This window comes from Bradyrhizobium sp. AZCC 1577, assembly GCF_036924575.1.
GTDB lineage: Bacteria > Pseudomonadota > Alphaproteobacteria > Rhizobiales > Xanthobacteraceae > Bradyrhizobium.
On the sequence record NZ_JAZHRQ010000001.1, the window covers coordinates 4,742,470 to 4,761,328 of the forward strand.

General features: G+C 62.7%; 13 protein-coding genes. 5 read left to right on the plus strand and 8 right to left on the minus strand.

From position 1 onward, the window contains the following. The first annotated feature begins 89 nt into the window (after positions 1–89). Positions 90–1,286, plus strand: coding sequence for a bifunctional 2-C-methyl-D-erythritol 4-phosphate cytidylyltransferase/2-C-methyl-D-erythritol 2,4-cyclodiphosphate synthase (locus V1278_RS22480; RefSeq protein WP_334382227.1), 1,197 nt, complete (start codon positions 90–92; stop codon positions 1,284–1,286). Between the two features lies 1 nt (position 1,287). Beyond that, positions 1,288–1,890: a CinA family protein gene (locus tag V1278_RS22485; RefSeq protein ID WP_334382228.1), complete on the plus strand. Its 603-nt coding sequence runs from the start codon at positions 1,288–1,290 to the stop codon at positions 1,888–1,890. A 7-nt stretch (positions 1,891–1,897) separates the two neighbouring features. On the opposite strand, the gene V1278_RS22490 is transcribed toward V1278_RS22485, so the two are convergent. The 4 genes from V1278_RS22490 to lipA form a co-directional block, all read right to left on the minus strand. Then, on the minus strand, positions 1,898–3,571 hold the full coding sequence (locus V1278_RS22490; protein ID WP_334382229.1) for a thiamine pyrophosphate-binding protein: 1,674 nt from the start codon (positions 3,569–3,571) through the stop codon (positions 1,898–1,900). A 109-nt stretch (positions 3,572–3,680) separates the two neighbouring features. After that, the gene (locus V1278_RS22495; RefSeq protein WP_334382230.1) at positions 3,681–4,595 is read right to left on the minus strand and encodes an NAD(P)-dependent oxidoreductase; all 915 of its coding nucleotides are present in this window, start codon (positions 4,593–4,595) and stop codon (positions 3,681–3,683) included. A 64-nt stretch (positions 4,596–4,659) separates the two neighbouring features. Continuing rightward, entirely contained in the window at positions 4,660–5,133 is a 474-nt protein-coding gene (locus tag V1278_RS22500) for a type II toxin-antitoxin system RatA family toxin (protein WP_065744589.1), read from the minus strand. A gap of 9 nt (positions 5,134–5,142) precedes the next feature. Then, the gene (lipA, locus tag V1278_RS22505; RefSeq protein WP_334382231.1) at positions 5,143–6,102 is read right to left on the minus strand and encodes a lipoyl synthase; all 960 of its coding nucleotides are present in this window, start codon (positions 6,100–6,102) and stop codon (positions 5,143–5,145) included. A 154-nt stretch (positions 6,103–6,256) separates the two neighbouring features. Between lipA and V1278_RS22510 the strand changes: the two genes are divergently transcribed. Continuing rightward, the gene (locus V1278_RS22510) at positions 6,257–6,862 is read left to right on the plus strand and encodes a DNA-3-methyladenine glycosylase (RefSeq protein ID WP_334362518.1); all 606 of its coding nucleotides are present in this window, start codon (positions 6,257–6,259) and stop codon (positions 6,860–6,862) included. A 1,003-nt stretch (positions 6,863–7,865) separates the two neighbouring features. Here V1278_RS22510 and V1278_RS22515 read toward each other — a convergent pair. Genes V1278_RS22515 through V1278_RS22525 form a run of 3 tightly spaced genes read right to left on the minus strand, consistent with a single transcriptional unit; the run spans position 7,866 to position 11,592 of the window. Beyond that, the gene (locus V1278_RS22515) at positions 7,866–9,980 is read right to left on the minus strand and encodes a xanthine dehydrogenase family protein molybdopterin-binding subunit (RefSeq protein WP_334382232.1); all 2,115 of its coding nucleotides are present in this window, start codon (positions 9,978–9,980) and stop codon (positions 7,866–7,868) included. Then, on the minus strand, positions 9,977–10,954 hold the full coding sequence (locus tag V1278_RS22520) for an FAD binding domain-containing protein (protein ID WP_334382233.1): 978 nt from the start codon (positions 10,952–10,954) through the stop codon (positions 9,977–9,979). The genes V1278_RS22515 and V1278_RS22520 overlap by 4 nt, the downstream gene beginning before the upstream one ends. A 2-nt stretch (positions 10,955–10,956) precedes the next feature. Further along, entirely contained in the window at positions 10,957–11,592 is a 636-nt protein-coding gene (locus V1278_RS22525; RefSeq protein WP_442893747.1) for a (2Fe-2S)-binding protein, read from the minus strand. Positions 11,593–11,806: 214 nt separating this feature from the next. On the opposite strand from V1278_RS22525, the gene V1278_RS22530 reads away from it, so the two are divergent. Both V1278_RS22530 and V1278_RS22535 read left to right on the plus strand, forming a co-directional pair. After that, positions 11,807–12,712 carry an AraC family transcriptional regulator gene (locus tag V1278_RS22530; RefSeq protein WP_334362514.1) on the plus strand — a complete coding sequence of 302 codons (906 nt, stop codon included), beginning with the start codon at positions 11,807–11,809 and terminating at the stop codon, positions 12,710–12,712. 545 nt (positions 12,713–13,257) lie between these two features. Then, positions 13,258–15,564: a glycoside hydrolase family 113 gene (locus V1278_RS22535; protein WP_334382234.1), complete on the plus strand. Its 2,307-nt coding sequence runs from the start codon at positions 13,258–13,260 to the stop codon at positions 15,562–15,564. A gap of 169 nt (positions 15,565–15,733) precedes the next feature. Here V1278_RS22535 and V1278_RS22540 read toward each other — a convergent pair whose 3' ends face one another. Continuing rightward, positions 15,734–18,601, minus strand: coding sequence for a valine--tRNA ligase (locus V1278_RS22540; RefSeq protein ID WP_334384234.1), 2,868 nt, complete (start codon positions 18,599–18,601; stop codon positions 15,734–15,736). Positions 18,602–18,859: the final 258 nt, after the last annotated feature.

Consider the following 18,859-nt stretch of genomic DNA (forward strand, 5'->3'; position numbering starts at 1 on the left):
TCTGTTTTTCCTCATTCGGCATGGTAAGGGCTGTGCGCCAGCACAGCCGCCCTCCTCACCACCCCTAATTCGTTCGTATTTGAGTCCAGATGCCCAGACCTGAGCGTACCGCAGCCATTCTCGTCGCAGCCGGACGCGGGCTTCGCGCCGGCGCCGGGGGACCCAAGCAATATCGCGAGATCGGTGGGCAGACGGTGATCTTCCGCGCCATGCAAGCGTTCAGCCGGCATCCAGACATCTTCGCCGTGCAACCGGTGGTGAATCCCGATGACGCCGCCATCTTCAACGAAGCCGTCGCAGGACTGCGCCATCAACCTCCCACAAGTGGCGGAGCCACCCGTCAGGCCTCGGTGCATGCTGGACTCGAGGCGCTGGCTGCGGAGAAGCCCGACATCGTCCTGATCCACGATGCCGCGCGTCCCTTTGTGACCTCCGCGGTAATTTCGCGTGCGATCGATGCCGCCGGTCGGACGGGCGCTGCTATTCCGACAATTCCCGTCACCGATACGATCAAGCAGGTCGGTGATGCCGGTCACGTCGAGGCGACGCCGGAACGCGCATGGTTGCGAATCGCGCAAACGCCGCAGGCGTTTCGCTTCGATGTCATTCTCGATGCCCATCGCCGCGCCGCGCGCGACGGCCGCAGCGATTTCACCGACGATGCGGCGCTCGCGGAATGGGCGGGATTGACGGTGGCGACCTTTGAAGGCGATCCTGCGAACATGAAACTGACGACGCCTGAAGATTTCATTCGTGAAGAAGCCCGGCTCGCCGCCCAGCTCGGCGACATCAGGACCGGCACCGGCTACGACGTGCACGCCTTCGGCGACGGTGATCATCTGATGCTCTGCGGCGTACGGGTGCCGCACGTCAGAGGCTTTCTCGCCCATTCCGATGGCGACGTCGGCCTGCACGCCCTGGTCGACGCCATCCTCGGTGCGCTGGCAGATGGCGATATCGGCTCGCACTTTCCGCCGAGTGATCCGCAGTGGAAGGGTGCAGCGTCCGACAAATTCCTCAAATACGCCGTCGATCGCGTCACCGCGCGGGGCGGACGAATCGCCAATCTCGAAGTCACGATGATCTGCGAGCGCCCGAAGATCGGGCCGCTGCGCGATGTCATGCGCGCCCGCATCGCCGAGATCACCGGGCTCAACATCTCGCGCGTTGCGGTGAAGGCGACGACCAGCGAACGGCTCGGCTTTACCGGCCGCGAGGAAGGCATCGCCGCAACCGCGAGCGCCACCATCCGCCTGCCTTGGGATGATAAAGGTTGGAGCGAGTAAGATGAGCGGCAGCGACGCCCGCGCCCTCGCCCGCTCGCTGCTTGATGTGTGCCGGATGCGCAAGCTGACGATCGCCACCGCGGAGTCCTGCACAGGAGGCCTGGTGGCTGGCGCGCTCACCGACATTCCCGGCTCTTCTGATGTCATCGACCGCGGTTTCATTACTTACTCCAATGAAGCCAAGCGCGCGATGCTTGGCGTCAAAGCCTCGACGCTGACAACCTTCGGCGCGGTCAGCAAGGAAACCGCGACTGCAATGGCGGTCGGCGCGCTGGAAAAGGCCGGCGTCGATCTTGCGGTATCCGTCACCGGCATCGCTGGTCCCGGCGGCGCCACGCCGGGCAAGCCGGTCGGCCTCGTGCATTTCGCGGTCGCGTCGCGCGACGGCAAGATCCTGCACCGCGAATTCCGCTTTGGCGCCATTGGCCGCACCACCGTCCGCCAGCGTTCGGTGGTGGAAGCGCTGCGCATGCTGATGGAGCTGGCACGCGGACCGCAAGCTTTGGCCAAACCGCGACGCGAAACGATGAGCCGGCTACGCCCACGGGTGGCCCGTACGCCGCGGCGCAGCGCCGTTAAACGGCGCCGGCCGACGCGGCCATAAACCAGTATCAAACCGCCGCGGCCAAAGCCTTGGCGCGCGTTTCGCTCAGCGAGCTCACCGGCGTCAACGCCTCTGGGCTGATCGAAAGCTCGATGATGGCCGGAAGTCCGCTGCCGACAGCCTCGTCGAAGGCGCGCGCGAAATCCTCCGTACGCTCGACATATACTCCGAAGCCGCCACAGGCGCGTGCCAGTGCGGCAAAGTCGGGGTTGGCCAGATCGGTGCCGGAGACACGGCCCGGATAGGTCCGCTCCTGGTGCATCCGGATGGTACCGTACATGCCGTTGTTGCAGACGATCACGATCAGCGGCAGCCGGTTTTCGACCGCGGTCATGAACTCCAATCCGGTCATCTGGAAGCAGCCGTCACCGGCGAACGCGATCACGGTTCGCTCCGGATGCAGCAGCTTGGCGGCAACGGCCGCGGGCAACCCATAGCCCATCGATCCCGAGGTCGGCGCGAGTTCGGTACGAAATTGCCGATAACGCCAGAAACGGTGCACCCAGACGGCATAATTGCCGGCGCCGTTGCAGATGATGGTGTCATGGGGCAAGCGATCGCTCAAACCGCGCACGACCTGCGAGAGCTGCACGTCGCCGGGCGAGCGGGTCGGCTCGGTAAAGGCGAGGTAGTCGGCATGCGCCGCCTTGACATAGTCGGCGCGCGATTGATGCTTCGGCTCCAGCCGCTTGATGGCGGCTGCAAAGGCCGCGCTGCTCGCGACCACGCCGAGCGTCGGCGAATAGACGCGGCCGATCTCTTCTGGGTCTGGATAGATGTGAACCAGCGGCTGCTTCGGTTTCGGAATATCGAACAGCGTGTAGCCGGATGTGGTGGCCTCCCCCAGCCTCGCGCCAAGCGCGATCACCAGATCGCTGGTTCGGATCCGGTCGGCGATTTTTGCGTCCAGACCGATGCCGACATGGCCGCCATAGGCCGGATGCAGATTGTCGAAATAGTCCTGGCATCGGAACGAGACGCCGACCGGAACCTCGTGCGCGGCGGCAAACGTTTCGAGATCGCGGCGAGCCTGATCGCTCCATCCGCCGCCGCCGACGATCAGGAATGGCCTCTTCGCCTCCGACAGCAGCGCATGGAATTGCCGCAAGGCGCCGTCATCGGGCGCGACCGGAATCGGATTGTAAGGTGGTGCATCCGCCACCTCCGCGGTGTCGGTGAGCATGTCCTCGGGCAGCGCCAGCACGACCGGGCCGGGACGGCCCGAGGTCGCGGTGAAGAAGGCGCGCGAAATGAACTCGGGAATCCGCCGCGCATCGTCGATCTGGGCGACCCATTTCGCCATCGGCCCGAACATCTGGCGATAATCGATTTCCTGGAACGCCTCGCGCTCCATCATGTCGCGTCCGACCTGGCCAAGCAGCAGGATCAGCGGCGTCGAGTCCTGGAACGCGACATGGACGCCGGAGGACGCATTGGTGGCGCCGGGGCCGCGGGTGGCGAATACGATGCCGGGCCGTCCCGTCAGCTTGCCATAGGCCTCCGCCATCATGGCGGCGCCGCCCTCGTGCCGCGCGTTGATGAACCGCACGCGTTGGCTCTGGTACATGCCGTCGAGGGCAGCCAGGAAGCTTTCGCCGGGCACGCCGAACACGATATCGGCGCCGTGCAAGGCCAGTTGCTCGATGAGAATATGGCCACCGGTTCGAAGATTTACGTCCATCGTCTCGTCCCTCTGTTGCGGGATCACGGATTTGGACCCGGCTTAATGAATGGCGTCGGCACCAGCAACCGGATTCCTGCGAAATCAGATATGCGGCTGGGCATTTTCCCTATTGTTGGTCTTTCGGCCGCACCCGTGCCTCCACGCCACTCACGGCCTCGTAAGCCTTGATGACGGCTGTGCAGGACTCGCCGTCGTGCCCGAGCAGCGCCGCCTGCCGGTAGGTCTGGTGCACGGCCTCAGCCATGAATCCGGGCAGACCCGCCTCCTCCAGCCAGCGCGCATAATAGCGGACGTCCTTGCGGGCGTTCGCCAGCGACATCAGTGGGGTGAAGTCGCCATCGAGCGTGGCCTGGCCGTAAAGATCGAGCATGCCGCTCTTGCCGCCGGCTGCCGAGATGATGCGGATGAGTTGCGAGAGGTCGAGCCCGTCCTTGGCCGCGAGCGCAAACCCCTCGCACCACGCCGCCACATTGGCGAAGGCGATATAGTTGTGAATGAGCTTGAGGCGGATCGCGTGTCCCAATGGGCCGATGTGGAAGATGTTTTCGGCATAGAGCTCAAAATAGGGCCTGAGGTCGTCGAGCAGGTCGCGCTCGCCGCCGAACAGTACGTTGACCTTGCCGATGTCGGCGTGTTTCGGGGTTCGCGTCATCGGTGCTTCGGCATACCGACCGCCGGCTGCCCGCACCATGCGGTCGAGCTTTGCGACCATCTGCGGGCTGCCGGTGGTGTGATCCACGATGATGAATCCCGGCGCCGGACTGGCAAGCAGCCCATCGCTGCAAGTCATCAACGCCTCGACATCCTCGGCCTCGTTGACGCAAATCATGACGATGCGGCAGTTGTCGCGAATTTCCTGAAGACCGCTGGCAGCGGTCGCGCCAAACGATTTGGCAACGGCCACAGCCGCCGGGTTGAGATCATAGGCGGCGACCGCCACGCCCTTGGCAACGAGGTTCTTGACCAAGCCCCGTCCCATTCCACCGAGGCCGATAAAGCCAACGCGCTCGAATGTCGTCATTTCAACCGTCCCGTTATTGTTTCCTGGAATTTTTCCGAGAGCCGATCGCGCCGAGTTGCGGAGCCTAGCTTCGGGTCCCGGTGGCGGGCTTCCCGTAAATCACGTCCGCCCGCTTTTCGAACGCGGCGGCAAAACGCTGGAAGGCCGTATCGAACATCGTCCCCATCAGCATCGCCAGCATCCGGCTCTTGAATTCATAGGACAGGAAGAATCCGACGTCACAGTCGGTTTCGGATTTCGGTTCGAACGTCCAGCGGTTTTCCAGATTGCTGAAAGGGCCCTTCAAATACTCGACCATGATTTTCAGGTTCGGCCGGTCCAGCGTCACCCGGCTGGTGAAGGACTCCCGTACCAGCTTGAACGATACCGTCATGTCGGCGACGACGACTTCAGTGCCGTCAGCTTTCTGCGTCCGCTGCCGTATCCTCAGCGATTGGCACAGCGGCACGAACTCCGGATAGCGCTCGACATCGGCGACCAGATCGAACATATGCGACGCGGTATGATGAACCCGGCGCTTGCTGGAAAAGCGAGGCATTGGACGCGCTCAACCGTGTAGCGCAGCCCGCGCCGCCCTGAGCTTGGCGAAATTCTCACCCGCATGATGCGACGAGCGGGTCAGCGGACTGGCCGACACCATCAGAAAACCCTTGGTATAAGCGACCTTCTCGTAGCCCGCGAATTCGTCCGGCGTCACGTAGCGCATGACGGCGTGGTGCTTGCGGGTCGGCTGCAGATACTGCCCGATGGTCAGGAAATCGACGTCCGCGGAGCGCAGATCGTCCATCACCTGCAGCACCTCGTGGCGCTCCTCTCCGAGGCCAACCATGATGCCTGATTTGGTGAAGATCGTGGGATCAATCTCCTTGACCCGCTGCAACAGCCGGATCGAATGGAAGTAGCGCGCGCCCGGGCGTACCGTGAGATAACGCGCCGGTACGGTTTCCAGATTGTGGTTGAATACGTCGGGCTTCGCTGCCGCGACCACCTCCAGCGCGCCTTCCTTGCGCAGGAAGTCGGGGGTCAGAATTTCGATGGTCGTGGTCGGGCAGCGTGCGCGAATGGCGCGAATCGTCTGCGCAAAGTGCTCGGCGCCGCCGTCGGCGAGGTCGTCGCGATCGACCGAGGTCACCACGACGTGGGTCAGCCCGAGCTTGAAGGTCGCCTCCGCGACATGTTCCGGCTCATTGGCGTCGAGCGCGCCGGGCATGCCGGTCTTGACGTTGCAGAACGCGCAGGCCCGCGTGCAGGTGTCCCCCATGATCATGAAGGTGGCGTGCTTCTTGTCCCAGCACTCGCCGATATTCGGGCAGCCGGCCTCCTCGCACACCGTGACGAGGCCGTTTTCCTTGACGATCTTTCGCGTGTCGGCATAGCCGCGAGTGTTCGGCGCGCGCACCCGGATCCAGTCCGGCTTCGGCGGCGACAGCGCATCCGGCCGGTTCACCTTTTCGGGGTGACGCGGGCGAACCTGGTTCAGGGAGACGGTATCGACGAGAACGACCATGTTAAGTCCGGATGTTACGAGAATACCTAGCTAATCCGTGTCGCCGACGGCTGCAACTCTGTTGCGGAAAACCACAAGCTAGCTCGCGAAACCTAGCAGATCGTGCAAGATAATGACGAATTTCACCTGTTCCGCGAACGATTCTCACCTGAAAATGGTTCAAAACTCCAAGCCTGCCAGCGGCGCCGCCCTCCGGCTCGGCAAGCCGCTGAAACGCTCGTTTTTCGACCGCAGCGTGCATGAGGTCGCGCCCGACCTGATCGGCGCGACGCTCCTGGTCGACGGCGTCGGCGGCACCATCGTCGAGGTCGAGGCCTATCACCATCTGGACCCGGCCGCGCATTCGTTTCGCGGGCCGACGCCGCGCAACCGGGTGATGTTCGGCCCGCCGGGTTTTGCCTATGTCTACCGCTCCTATGGCATCCACTGGTGCGTAAATTTCGTCTGCGAAGAGGAAGGTTCGGCCAGCGCCGTCCTGATACGCGCGCTGCAGCCGACCCACGGCATTGCCGCGATGCGCCGCCGCCGCGGCCAGCAGGATGAGCGCGCGTTGTGTTCGGGGCCGGGCAAGCTCTGCGAAGCGCTCGGGATTACGATCAAGCATAACGAACTGCCACTCGACGTGCCGCCATTTGCGTTGCATGCACGCATGGGCAGACTCGACATTGCCGCAGGCGTGCGGATCGGCATCACCAAAGCGGTCGATCTGCCATGGCGCTACGGATTGAAGGGGTCGAGGTTTTTGAGCAAACCGTTTTGACAACGGATTCTCCTTCGGCCGTCATTGCGAGCGCCAGCGAAGCAATCCATCGCGCTGAGCATGAGGTGAAAATGGATTGCTTCGCGGAGCCTGTCATCCGGCGGCGCTTCGCGCCGACCGGGTGGCTCGCAATGACGTGGAGATAGCAACACAAAACACCATCGTCATCCCTGCGAAGGCAGGGATCCAGTACGCCGCGGCCTATCGGTTCAATCATCGCTGTCTCTGGAATACTGGGCGCCCGGTCAAGCCGGGCGATGACAGCGAATGCGTGTCGGCGTTCTCGCGACACGATGCGCCCGAGCTTTTGCAAATCGTTCGCCCCCCAAAGAGTGAGAGGGCGCAGGGAATGCCGGGTGCTTTGCTGCACCCGCGGTCTCGTGTGCAAGGTGCACTTCAAGAATGCGCACACGAGCATACAGGTACAGCCGGAGCATCCCGGCATTCCCTGCGCGATGGGTTTACGTCTTATGCCGCGCTCTCCCTGGAGACGAATTCCTTTTGCCTCCATCACTGACGAATTGACGGCTCGCATGACTCGGTTGAGCGCTGCAAACCTCCGCCAGCTTGACACCAGCCACGGGTGCCAGGACCACACGGTTTTGCCGTACGCAGCTTCCTCTGCCAGAGATTCCGACCCGCCAAGTGCGTGCCGGCCAAAATTCGGACGGAGGCGTTTAAGCGCCGTACGTCCTGCGCGCTGTGTCCGCTCACGGCAAAACCGCCCTGCGACCACATCCACGCGCCCGACGCTGCCGCGTCCACCGCAACCCGTCCCAACGTTCGTGACGATGGCCAACGCCCCTCTCTCGGGACGGGATGGCGGGAGTTTTACCGGTGATTTGGGTCTGGCGCGAAGCGGAATATTTTTGATTCCAGGGCTTGACCTGATTTCTGAAAATCAGAAGTGATTTGCCCCATCGGATGATCTGCCGGATCTTCGATGCAAGATTGTGTGCTGTCACCGTAGTTGCACCAGCGGACCCGGCCACTCAAGACGGAGCTACACCGTCAGCACATCTTCAATCCGGATCGGTAAGGTCCGCACGCGCTTGCCGGTGGCGTGAAACACGGCGTTGGCGATGGCGGGGGCCATGCCGACGAGCGCGATCTCGCCGAGGCCTTTGACGCCGAGGGCGTTGACGTGTGGATCGATCTCCTCGACGAAGTGCGCTTCAAGTTGGGGAATGTCGAGATTCACGGGCAGCAGGTAATCGGCCATATGGGCATTGACCGGGCGGCCGTCGCGCGGATCGAGGACTGTGCGTTCCATCAGCGCCATGCCCATCCCGCCGATCATGCCGCCAATGCATTGGCTCCTCGCAAGTCGCGGATTGACGACGCGGCCGATGCCATAGGCGCCCACGGCGCGGCGCAGCCGGATCGTGCCGACATCGGGATCGACGGCCACCTCCGCAAATACGGCTCCAAAGGAGTGCATCGAAAATCGGGCCGCAACATCGGGATCGCGCTGAGCCGAAGCCGTAGCCTCGATGGGTCGGCCGTCCCGCGGGCGCTTTGCGGCTTCCTCCTGCACGGCCATGCAGGCGGCGCGGATCGCAGAGCCGACCGAGGCCATCGTCCATGAGCCACCATGGGATGGAGCCGGCGGATAGTCAGAGCGGCCAAGGCTCAGACGCACCCGTTCAACAGGCAGCCCCAGCGTCTCGGCGGCAACCTGCGTCATCGACGTGTAGGTGCCGGGGCCCATGTCGCTTGCCGCGATCTCAACTTCGGCGGTGCCGTCCGGGAGCAGCCGCGCTCGCGCATTCGCGGGCGCATGGAAGGCCGGATAGCTCGCCGATGCCACGCCCATGCCGACCAGCAGCCGGCCATCGCGCATCGAACGCGGTTCGGGTAACCGCCGCGACCAGCCGAAACGTTCGGCGGCGAGATCATGGCATTTCATCAGCGACCGGCTGGAGAACGGCTTGTTCTCGCCCTCATCGATCGCCGGCTCGTTGCGACGCCGCAGATCGATCGGATCGATTCCGAGTTTGTACGACAGTTCATCCACGGCACATTCGAGCGCAAAGACACCGCTTGCCTCGCCGGGGCCACGCATATGGTTCGGGGTGCCGATATCGAGTGGCAGCAGCCGGTAGCGGGTCCGCACGTTCGGCGTGGAGTACAGGAAGCTCGTGACCGAAGTCAGGGCCTCCATGAACTCTTCATAGCGGCTCGTCTCGCCGGTGCCTTCGTGCACAATGCTGGTGAGCTTGCCATCCGCCGTGGCGCCTAGAGCCATCCGCTGCAGGGTGCGGGGCCGATGGCCCGTAATGAAGAACATCTGCTTGCGCGTGAGTACGAGCTTGACGGGACGTCCCACCTGTCGTGCCGCCATGGCCGCAAGCGTGACATGCGGCCACGTCCTGAGCGACGTGCCGAAGGCACCGCCGATAAACGGACAGATCACCTGTACGTTCTCGGGCGGCAGGCCGAACACGGCTGCGATCTCGGCCTGTTCGTTGACGACGAACTGGCTCTTGCTCCACAGCGTCAGCCGATTGCCATTCCAGGCCGCGACGGTGGCGTGCGGCTCCATTGGATTATGGTTCTCGCGCGCGATTTCATAGACCTCGTCGACCTTCACCGGCGCGTCCCCGAGCGCGCTGTCGGCATTGCCGCGCGCGGTGTCGGCCGGCAGCCTCGCATCCGGCTGCTTCCCAGCTTCCGGAACGACAGGTCGGGCTTTTGGGTCGGCAGGATCAACGAGCGGCCGCTCGGCCGTGTAGGAGATGCGCAGCGCCGCAGCCGCGCGCTCCGCCTGGTCGAGGGTATCGGCGACGACGATCGCTACCGGTTGCCCGTAGAAGCGCACCTGGTCGTCTTGCAGCACATGCAGCCGCTCGCCTGTCGCCGGATCGATATAGCTCTTGTGCGGTGCGTATGGCAGGCGTGGCGCATTGCGATGCGTGATGACGGCAACGACGCCCGGCATCTTCTCAACCGGCGCGGTCTCGATACCGGTCACGCGGCCGAGCCCCACCGTGGCACCGACGATCACCGCATAGGCCTGGCCGCCCTGGTTGAAATCGGCCGCATAGCGCGCCGCGCCCGTGACCTTGGCGCGACCATCCACGCGCGGCAGCGGACTTCCGATCACGTTCGTCGTCATGCGGCTTCTCCCGACATTTCAAGAGCGCGGACGATCGTCCGGGGCAGGAGTTCGAGCTTGTAATGATTGCCCGACAACGGACGGGCTCCTTCGAGCGCCAGCCGGGCGGCGGTTTCGAAGATTTTGCGATCCGGGGTCTTGCCGATCAGCGCTTTCTCCACCATGCGCAGGCGCCATGGCCGGGTGCCCACGCCGCCGACAGCGAGCCGCGCCTGACGGATCACCCCGTCCTCGACATCGAGTGCGGCGGCGGCGGATACGAGCGCGAACTCGTAAGAAGCGCGGTCGCGCACCTTGAGATAACGCGCCCGCCGGCTGAACGGACCGCCGGGGACCCGCACCGCGAGGATGAGCTCGCCAGGCAGCAGCGTGTGTTCGAGATGCGGCGTATCGCCCGGCAAACGAAACAGTTCCTCGACTGGAAAGCTGCGCTCGCCCCGCGGCCCCCTCACCTGCATCGTGGCATCGAGCGCGACCAGCGCGACGGCAACGTCCGAAGGATGCGTTGCCGCGCAATGATTGCTCGTGCCGAGAATGGCGTGGCCGGCATTGAGGCCATCGATCGCGGCGCAGCCGGAGTTCGGGGTGCGCTTGTTGCAGGGCGCGTCGTGCATCCGGAAGTATGGGCAGCGCACGCGCTGGAGCAGGTTGCCGCCGATGGAAGCCATGTTGCGCAACTGCGGCGAGGCGCCCTCGATCAGGCTTTCGGCGACGAGCGGGTGCAGGCGTTGTACGTCGGGGTGGGCGGCAATATCGGCCATGCGGGCGAGCGCGCCGATCACGAGATCGGAGCCCTCGATGCGGATTTCGGAGAGCGGGAGCGTGTTGATGTCGACGAGGTGTTCCGGCTGCTCCACCTCCTCCCGCATCAGGTCGATCAACGTGGTGCCGCCGGCGATGAAACGTCGGCCGGACGATGCGGCGGCGATGGCGGCCTGGACGGAGGTCACCTTCTCGAGCGTGAATGGAAGCATGGTCAGGCCCTCTTGGCAGCGTCGGCGACCGCAGCGACGATGCCCGGATAGGCACCGCAACGGCAGATATTGCCGCTCATCCAAAACCTGATTTCATCCGGCGAACCTGCATGGCCTTCTGCGATGCAGCCTATTCCCGACATGATCTGTCCGGGGGTGCAGAAGCCGCACTGCAAACCGTCGCGCTCGACGAACGCAGCCTGGAGCGGATGAAGCTCGCCATTCGTTTCAAGGCCCTCGATCGTCTTGATCTCAGCCCCCTCATGCATCGCAGCCAGCGTCAGGCAGGAGACGATACGCCTGCCGTTGAGAAGGACGGTGCAAGCACCGCAGGCGCCCTGATTGCACCCTTTCTTCGTGCCGGTGAGATCGAGCGTCTCGCGCAGCACATCGAGCAGCGAGCGCCGGGGATCGACTTCGAGCTGATGCGGTTTGCCGTTGACTATTAATTGGACCGATGCCGTCGACACGTTTCGAGACCTTCCGGGCGGTGTCGATTGTGCGGCAACTCCCGGAGCGGCGAGGGAGGCGGCTCCCCCTGCAATAATCAGGACCGAACGGCGCGACAATTCGCGCCGGCCGTCATCATGGCCGGCTTCCGGGTCAGATGTTAAGCTCGCCTGCTCATATGTATTCATACAGTCTCCTACGTCACGCCGCGGTTGGCGGTGTCAGCGGTGCACTCGCGGGCGGTATTGGTTCAGCGAGAGTCGGTGCGACCGAGGAGATGGAGCAGATATCGGCGTGGCCGTTCATGCGCTAGTGACTGGAGTGCTGCATTTTGTACGGAAGTGTCATACCTTTCAGCGAAGCTGAGACTTTCACTGCCCTCAATCATTGTGGAGCACTCCGATGACTGGGACGTTCGGGCGGCGTCCTGCTAGTCCCGTCGAGCTCAATCAATCACCCGCGCTTGTCATGCGCGCCTTGCAAATGGCGGAAGTCACGGCCACACGGATGTTCTGGCGCGAATCCGAGGCCGGGACACCGTTCCGGTTCGAGCGCAAGGCCGGTTACATGATCTGTTTGCACCGGCAACCTCTGCCCCCCTGCCCATACTGGATCGATGGCCGGCCGGTGCCCCGGATGCCAATCGACAGCGGACAATTTCTCCTTCTCGATCGCAATGAGCAGCACGAGGCTCTGACGTATGGGGGGGCAGCGGATTGCATTTCGATGTACACTTCGCGCGAAGCTCTCGATCGATTCCAGGAGGAGCACGAACTCCGTCCGGTCGGGTCGCTTCGGGCTCGCAGAGGGCTGGCTTTCGAGGACCACGTCATCAAGAACCTGGGAGAAGGATTGCTCCCGGCTCTCGAGCGGCCCGATGCTGCGAGCCAGCTATTTGTCGACTATGTCGCGCTGGCGCTTCTCGCGCATTTGACGGCGTTCTATGGCGAAAACCCTATGGTCTTTCACCCGATCCGGGGCGGGCTTGCTCCATGGCAGGAGCGGCGGACCAAGGAAATGTTGCTGGCGCACATCGATGGAAAGATTGGTGTCGTCGACCTCGCGCGCGAGTGTGGTTTGTCGCGCAGCCACTTCGCCCGGGCCTTCCGTATAACGACTGGGGTGCCGCCACATAAGTGGCTACTGGCACGGCGGATCGAACTCGCGCAAGATTTGCTCCGAAATTCGACCCTCTCACTTGAGACAATTGCCGAACGCTGTGGCTTCACAGACCAAAGTCACTTCACTCGCACCTTCTCGAGAGCACTGGGTGTAGCTCCAGGCGAGTGGCGGCGCTCGTATCGATAGTGTGATAGCCATGACACGCAAGACGCCCGTCCACCGCAACCCGGCCCAACGTCGTGACGCTGGTCAACGCTTGCTGCGCGGGACGGAATAGCTGCACGTCTCTAAGCTATATGCGCCAGACCAAGACTTCCTCAACTTGACAGGTTTGCCAACTGCCAGAGTCCGCTCCGGCGGACGTCCGTATGCATGCTCGAGCAAAACGCGACATCATCGCAAGCGTGGGATGGGCACACACCAAGACAGCGGAACTGCCGATGGCGTTGTCAGTTGAATGAATCGAAGTTCCTGAGCAGGCCGTTTCGAATTGAGTTGAAATGGTAACATCGCCGTAACGACTCGCATCGCTTCATCAACAATCGCAACATCGACTTATTCCCGTCACGACACGCCCACGTTGAGTACGTAAGTGTGTTTCGCTTTGCGCAGTGAAGTGCTCACAAATTGTGCTGCGTCGAACGCGCGGAACACGCAGAGTGGTGAATTTGCGCAAATGGCGGCGCGCCTCCAACCAGCAACAGAAAACTTCAAAAGAAAAGGAGCTGTAGATGGCCGGCGTGTTTCCTGTTCAAGGATTTGGATTTCTCTCCAACTACAATGGTGCATTCGTCGCCGGTTCCGCGCTCGCCGCCATGCAGGCGATCGCGGGTACGAATGCAAATTCGATCGAGCTCGCTCCGCGGCTCTTTATGCAAACCAGGACGTCGAATGACGTCGTCGCTGATCCCAACAAGACCGAGAGCGACGCCAATATTCTGCAGGCCATTGCAAATGCACAGGCGCTCGGCCTTTCGGTCACGCTGAAGCCCATGGTCTCGGCTCTCGATGGCTCGCTTGCATACGTGCTCAATCCGAGCGATCCCGCCGCTTTCTTTGCTTCCTACAAGAACCAAATGGTTCACATGGCGGAGCTCGCCGAACAAGCAGGCGTCGGCATGTTTGTGATCGGCAATGAGCTGGGCAAACTATCCGGACCCCAATATCGAAGCTACTGGGTCGACCTCATCGATTCCGTACGCGCCGTGTTCCAGGGCGAGATCACCTATGCGGCCGCGACCGACGAAGCCATCAGCGTCAGCTTTTGGGACAAGGTCGATGTCATCGGAATCAATGCTTATCCGCCGCTGACGACGAAAACGGACCCGACCGTCGAGGAGATGGTCAATGCGTGGAACACCATGTCCACCGACGACTACTGGGCGAAGGTGATGAACCACATGTCGCCGGTCGATTTCTTCCATTCCCTTGCCTTGCAGTACGGCAAGCAGGTGTTCTTCACCGAAACGGGCTACCGCAGTGTCGACGGAACCAATATCAGTCCGGGCGGCTGGGCCGAGAGCACGACGCAGGATGTCCAGGAGCAATACGATGCCTTCAATGCCTTCTTTCAGGTGTGGGGATCGGAAGGCGGAAGCTGGTTCAGGGGCGCGTCGATCTGGAACTGGGATACGAACAACAAGTATTCCCCGATCGGCTATTCACCCTCAGGCAAGCCTGCACAGGGGTTGATTACCGAATGGTACGGAGGTCAGCACCAGCCGCCCGGCCAAACCCTAACGGGCTCTCCCTCCGCCGATTTGATAGATATCGGCGGCGGCAATGACGTGCTGTCGGGCGGGGTCGGTAACGACACGATCAAATCAGACGGGGGCGACGACACCATTACCGGCGGCCCCGATACAATTCCGAAACTCACGGAGACATCAGTCACGGTGACGGGCTACAGCTCCGTCGTCGACGGCGTCGGCGCCAAAATGCAGCTCCTGATCAACGGGCAGCAGATCGGCAGCACGGTCGAATTCCGCGGCGCGACCGATCCTTCGGGTTTCCAGACTTTTACATTCACATTCGCCAACCCGGCTACCGTCTCCAGCCTCGATCTCGCTTTCATCAACGATATCGCCAACGCCAATGGCGACCGCAACCTTTATATCAAGGACATCACCGTCAACGGCGAGCATCTTGCCGTGTCGGAAGGCGTCAATCCAAGTTCGCCGGGAACATGGAACCTCTATCAGAACAAGTCCATCCACTATGACATGACCGGCCATCAGGACCTGTTCTTCGGTTCGTCGACGGACAATGACAGCCTCGACGGAGGAATAGGTAAGGACGTGATCAACGGCGGCGCCGGGACGGACACGATCCAGGGCGGCGCGGGCAACGACACCATCAATGGTGGTCCCGGTGCGGATGTGATCCGCGGCGGGGCAGACGACGACACCATCAACAGCGGCGCCGGCATCACCACGGCGACCGATCAGCTCTATGGCGACGACGGCAACGACGTCATCAAGGCCAGCACCGGCGATACTGGCGCCCTGCTCGACGGCGGCAGCGGCGGAGACCAGCTCTATGGCGGCTGGGTAGCCAATGTCCTGAATGGCGGTGACGGCAATGATTATCTCTCCGGCGGCGGCGGACTGGATACGATGCACGGCAACGCTGGCGACGACCAGCTCAAAGGCGGCCCGGCGGCAACCCAAATGTTTGGAGACGACGGCAACGACAGCTTGCAGGGCGGTACGGGCAGCGAGTTCCTGTACGGTGGCAGCGGCAATGACCGGCTGATCGGCGCTGGCGGAAACGATTATCTGGCCGGCGGCACCGGCAACGATACGTTCGTGTTCGCCCCCGGCCTCGGCAAGGACACCGTCGCCGATTTCCAGAACACCGATGGCGTGCAGGATATCATTCAGTTCAGCAAAACCGTGTTTGCCGACTTCAGCGCGCTCCAATCGCACATGGCCGAGGTCGGCACCAGCGTCGTGATCACGGTCGACGCCAACAATGCGATCGAGATTCAGGACAAGACAATGAGCCAACTCCACGCCGGCGATTTTCTGTTCGTGTGAGGCTTATCGGGATGGTCCTGACGCCGGTCCAGCATCGATGGAGTGCTCGATGATGACGGAGAACCCTCCGTCGTCATTGCGAGCGAAGCGAAGCAATCCATATCGCGGCATAACGGATAGATGGATTGCTTCGTCGCTTTGCTCCTCGCAATGACGTGCGGTTGGCGCGCTACGACGCCAGCTTCAAGCGCTCCAGCGCTTCCTGCAGCTTTGCCTTGCGCGCGACCGCCGCCTCGCGCTTTTCCTTTTCCTCTTCGACGATCTCCTCGGGCGCATTGGCCACGAATTTCTCGTTGCCGAGCTTGGCGTCGACGCGCTTGATGTCGGCGTCGGCCTTGACGATTTCCTTGTCGAGCCGGGCCTTTTCGGCCGACAGATCGATCACGCCCTTGAGCGGCAGAGCGACAACCTCGCCACGCACGAGCAACTGAACGGCGCCTTCCGGTGGGCGGTCGGCAAACGTGATCTCGGCCAGCCGCGCCAGCCGCTTGACGATGTCGTTCCAGCGCTGCGCCCGCTCCTTTGTCTCCTCGGACGCCCCCGACAGCACCAACGGGATCAACGTGGCCGGCGGGATGTTCATTTCCGAACGTACCGAACGGATGGCGGTGACGAGATCGACCACCCAGCCGATTTCGGCCTCGGCGGCCGGATCGCTGAAATCGCCGGCATCGAGCGCGACCATGGCCGGCGCAATCACTGGATCGCCGGGCCCTGCCATCGCCATCGCGGCGATCTGCTCGGCAGTAACCGAACTGACCTTGCGCGGCCATTCCGCCAACACCAGCAGGCCGTCGCGCTTGGCCGTAACCGCCCAGAGCTCCTCGGTGATGAAGGGCATGAACGGGTGCAGCAATTTGAGAATCTCGTCGCGCGCCCAGGCGATCATGGCGCGGGTCTCGGTTTTCGCCGCGCCCTCCTCGCCCATCAGCACCGGTTTTGCGAGTTCGAGATACCAGTCGCAATAGACGTTCCAGACGAAACGATAGATCGCATTCGCCGCATCGTTAAAGCGATAGCCCTCGATCGCCTCGGTCACCTCACGCGTGGCGCGCGAGGTTTCATGCGCGATCCAGCGGTTCAGCGTCTCCCTGGCATTCACAGGATCGAAGCCGTCCGGCTTCTCGCAGCCGTTCATTTCGGCAAAGCGGCAGGCGTTCCAGAGCTTGGTCGCGAAATTGCGATTGGTTTCGACCAGTTGCGGCGACAGCTTGATGTCGTGGTTGTGAGCCGCCCCGCGCGCCAGCGCAAAGCGCAGCGCGTCCGCGCCAAAATCGTCGATCACGCCTAAGGGGTCGATGACGTTGCCTTTCGACTTCGACATCTTCGCGCCCTTTTCGTCGCGAACCAGGCGGTGGATGTAGACGGTCGAGAACGGCGCGTCCTTCATGAAGTGCAGGCCCATCATCATCATCCGGGCGACCCAGAAGAAGATGATGTCCCATCCGGTAACGAGCACGTTGGTCGGGTAATAGCGCTTCACTGCCGCCGTTTCGTCGGGCCAGCCGAGCGTCGAGAACGGCCATAGCCCTGATGAGAACCAGGTGTCGAGCACGTCCTCGTCACGCGTGATGAAGCCCTCTCGCTTGGCGGGATCCAGCGCCATCTCGCGGCCCTGCTCCGGCGTGATGACTTCCTGCTCGACGTAGTAGCCGAGTGCGTTGCCAACGGCTTCGTCTTCGGTCTCGGCGACAAACACCTTGCCGTCGGGCCCGTACCATGCCGGGATCTGGTGGCCCCACCAAAGCTGGCGCGAGATGCACCAGGGCTGGATGTTTTCCATCCATTCGAAATAGGTCTTTTCCCAGTTCTTCGGCACGAAGCTGGTCGCGCCCGAGCGCACGGCCGCGATCGCCGGCTGCGCCATTGTCTTGGCGTCGACATACCACTGGTCGGTCAGATAGGGCTCGATCACCACGCCGGAGCGGTCGCCATGCGGCACCATGTGCGTGTTCGGTTCGATCTTTTCCAGGAAGCCGAAATCTTCCAGCCGCGCCACGATCTTCTTGCGCGCGGCAAAGCGATCGACATTGTGCAGCTCTTCCGCGAGCATCAGCGCGCCTTCCGGCAAGCTTCGCAGATAATCCTCATTGTCGACGAGGGCCAAGCAGCCCTCGCGATCGAACACGTTGATCTGCGGCAGGCCGTGACGCTTGCCGACCTCGAAGTCGTTGAAATCGTGCGCCGGCGTGATCTTGACCGCGCCTGAGCCCTTTTCGGGATCGGCGTAGTGGTCGCCGATGATGGGGATGCGGCGGCCGACCAGCGGCAGAATCACATGCTGCCCGATCAGATGCCCGATCCGCTCGTTCTCCGGATGCACGGCAACCGCGGTGTCGCCCAGCATCGTTTCGGGACGCGTGGTCGCGACCACGATAAAGGTCGTGGGATCGTCGGGACTAAATGTCTTGCCCCCGATCGGATAGCGCAGATACCAGAGACTTCCCTTGACCTCGACCTGCTGCACCTCGAGATCGGAGATCGCGGTGAGCAGTTTCGGGTCCCAGTTCACCAGCCGCTTGTCTTTGTAGATCAGGCCGTCGCGGTACAACTCGACGAACACCTTCACGACCGCGCGCGACAGCCCCTCGTCCATCGTAAAACGTTCGCGCGACCAGTCGCAGGAGGCGCCGAGGCGCTTCAACTGGTTGACGATGGTGTCGCCGCTCTCCGCCTTCCACTGCCAGACCCGCTCGAGGAATTTGGCGCGGCCGAGGTCGCGGCGGCCCGGCTCCTGCCGTTCCATCAATTGCCGCTCGACCACCATCTGGGTCGCGATGCCGGCATGGTCGGTGCCCGGCTGCCACAGCACGTCGCGGCCGCGCATGCGCTCGAAGCGGCAGAGAATGTCCTGCAGCGTATTGTTCAGCGCGTGGCCCATATGCAGCGAGCCCGTCACGTTGGGCGGCGGGATCACGATGGTGAACGGCGCGGCATCTTTCCGTTCCGGGCGGCCGGCCTTGAACGCGCCGCTTTCCTCCCAGATCCGGGACATGCGGCTTTCGATATCGGCGGGCTGGTAGTTTTTCTCGATCATGGCACTGCAATTGGGGATGTAGAGGGCGTTCTTGAGCAAATCCGTCGCCGGTCCGCTCATAGAATGTGAATCAAATCAACGTGGTAGCGCCCGGTTCTGATGTGATAGGCGCCGGGCCGCCCCTAGAAAGCCGCCACAGCGCCTCAAGTCAACCTGACAACTCAAGTCCGGCGGCAGCGGGGAGCCGCGGTAACGCCGGTTTGAAGGTGCGGATGGGGTCCGCGATCGACGCCGCCGAGGCTGCCTCGATGTAGTCTT

What these genes read in the sequence shown, in the direction of transcription:
- V1278_RS22480 (WP_334382227.1), top strand. Translation starts at nt 90, where the DNA reads ATGCCCAGACCTGAGCGTACCGCAGCCATTCTCGTCGCAGCCGGACGC.
- V1278_RS22485 (WP_334382228.1), top strand. Translation starts at nt 1,288, where the DNA reads ATGAGCGGCAGCGACGCCCGCGCCCTCGCCCGCTCGCTGCTTGATGTG.
- V1278_RS22490 (WP_334382229.1), bottom strand. Translation starts at nt 3,571, where the DNA reads ATGGACGTAAATCTTCGAACCGGTGGCCATATTCTCATCGAGCAACTG.
- V1278_RS22495 (WP_334382230.1), bottom strand. Translation starts at nt 4,595, where the DNA reads ATGACGACATTCGAGCGCGTTGGCTTTATCGGCCTCGGTGGAATGGGA.
- V1278_RS22500 (WP_065744589.1), bottom strand. Translation starts at nt 5,133, where the DNA reads ATGCCTCGCTTTTCCAGCAAGCGCCGGGTTCATCATACCGCGTCGCAT.
- lipA (WP_334382231.1), bottom strand. Translation starts at nt 6,102, where the DNA reads ATGGTCGTTCTCGTCGATACCGTCTCCCTGAACCAGGTTCGCCCGCGT.
- V1278_RS22510 (WP_334362518.1), top strand. Translation starts at nt 6,257, where the DNA reads ATGGTTCAAAACTCCAAGCCTGCCAGCGGCGCCGCCCTCCGGCTCGGC.
- V1278_RS22515 (WP_334382232.1), bottom strand. Translation starts at nt 9,980, where the DNA reads ATGACGACGAACGTGATCGGAAGTCCGCTGCCGCGCGTGGATGGTCGC.
- V1278_RS22520 (WP_334382233.1), bottom strand. Translation starts at nt 10,954, where the DNA reads ATGCTTCCATTCACGCTCGAGAAGGTGACCTCCGTCCAGGCCGCCATC.
- V1278_RS22525 (WP_442893747.1), bottom strand. Translation starts at nt 11,592, where the DNA reads ATGAATACATATGAGCAGGCGAGCTTAACATCTGACCCGGAAGCCGGC.
- V1278_RS22530 (WP_334362514.1), top strand. Translation starts at nt 11,807, where the DNA reads ATGACTGGGACGTTCGGGCGGCGTCCTGCTAGTCCCGTCGAGCTCAAT.
- V1278_RS22535 (WP_334382234.1), top strand. Translation starts at nt 13,258, where the DNA reads ATGGCCGGCGTGTTTCCTGTTCAAGGATTTGGATTTCTCTCCAACTAC.
- V1278_RS22540 (WP_334384234.1), bottom strand. Translation starts at nt 18,601, where the DNA reads ATGATCGAGAAAAACTACCAGCCCGCCGATATCGAAAGCCGCATGTCC.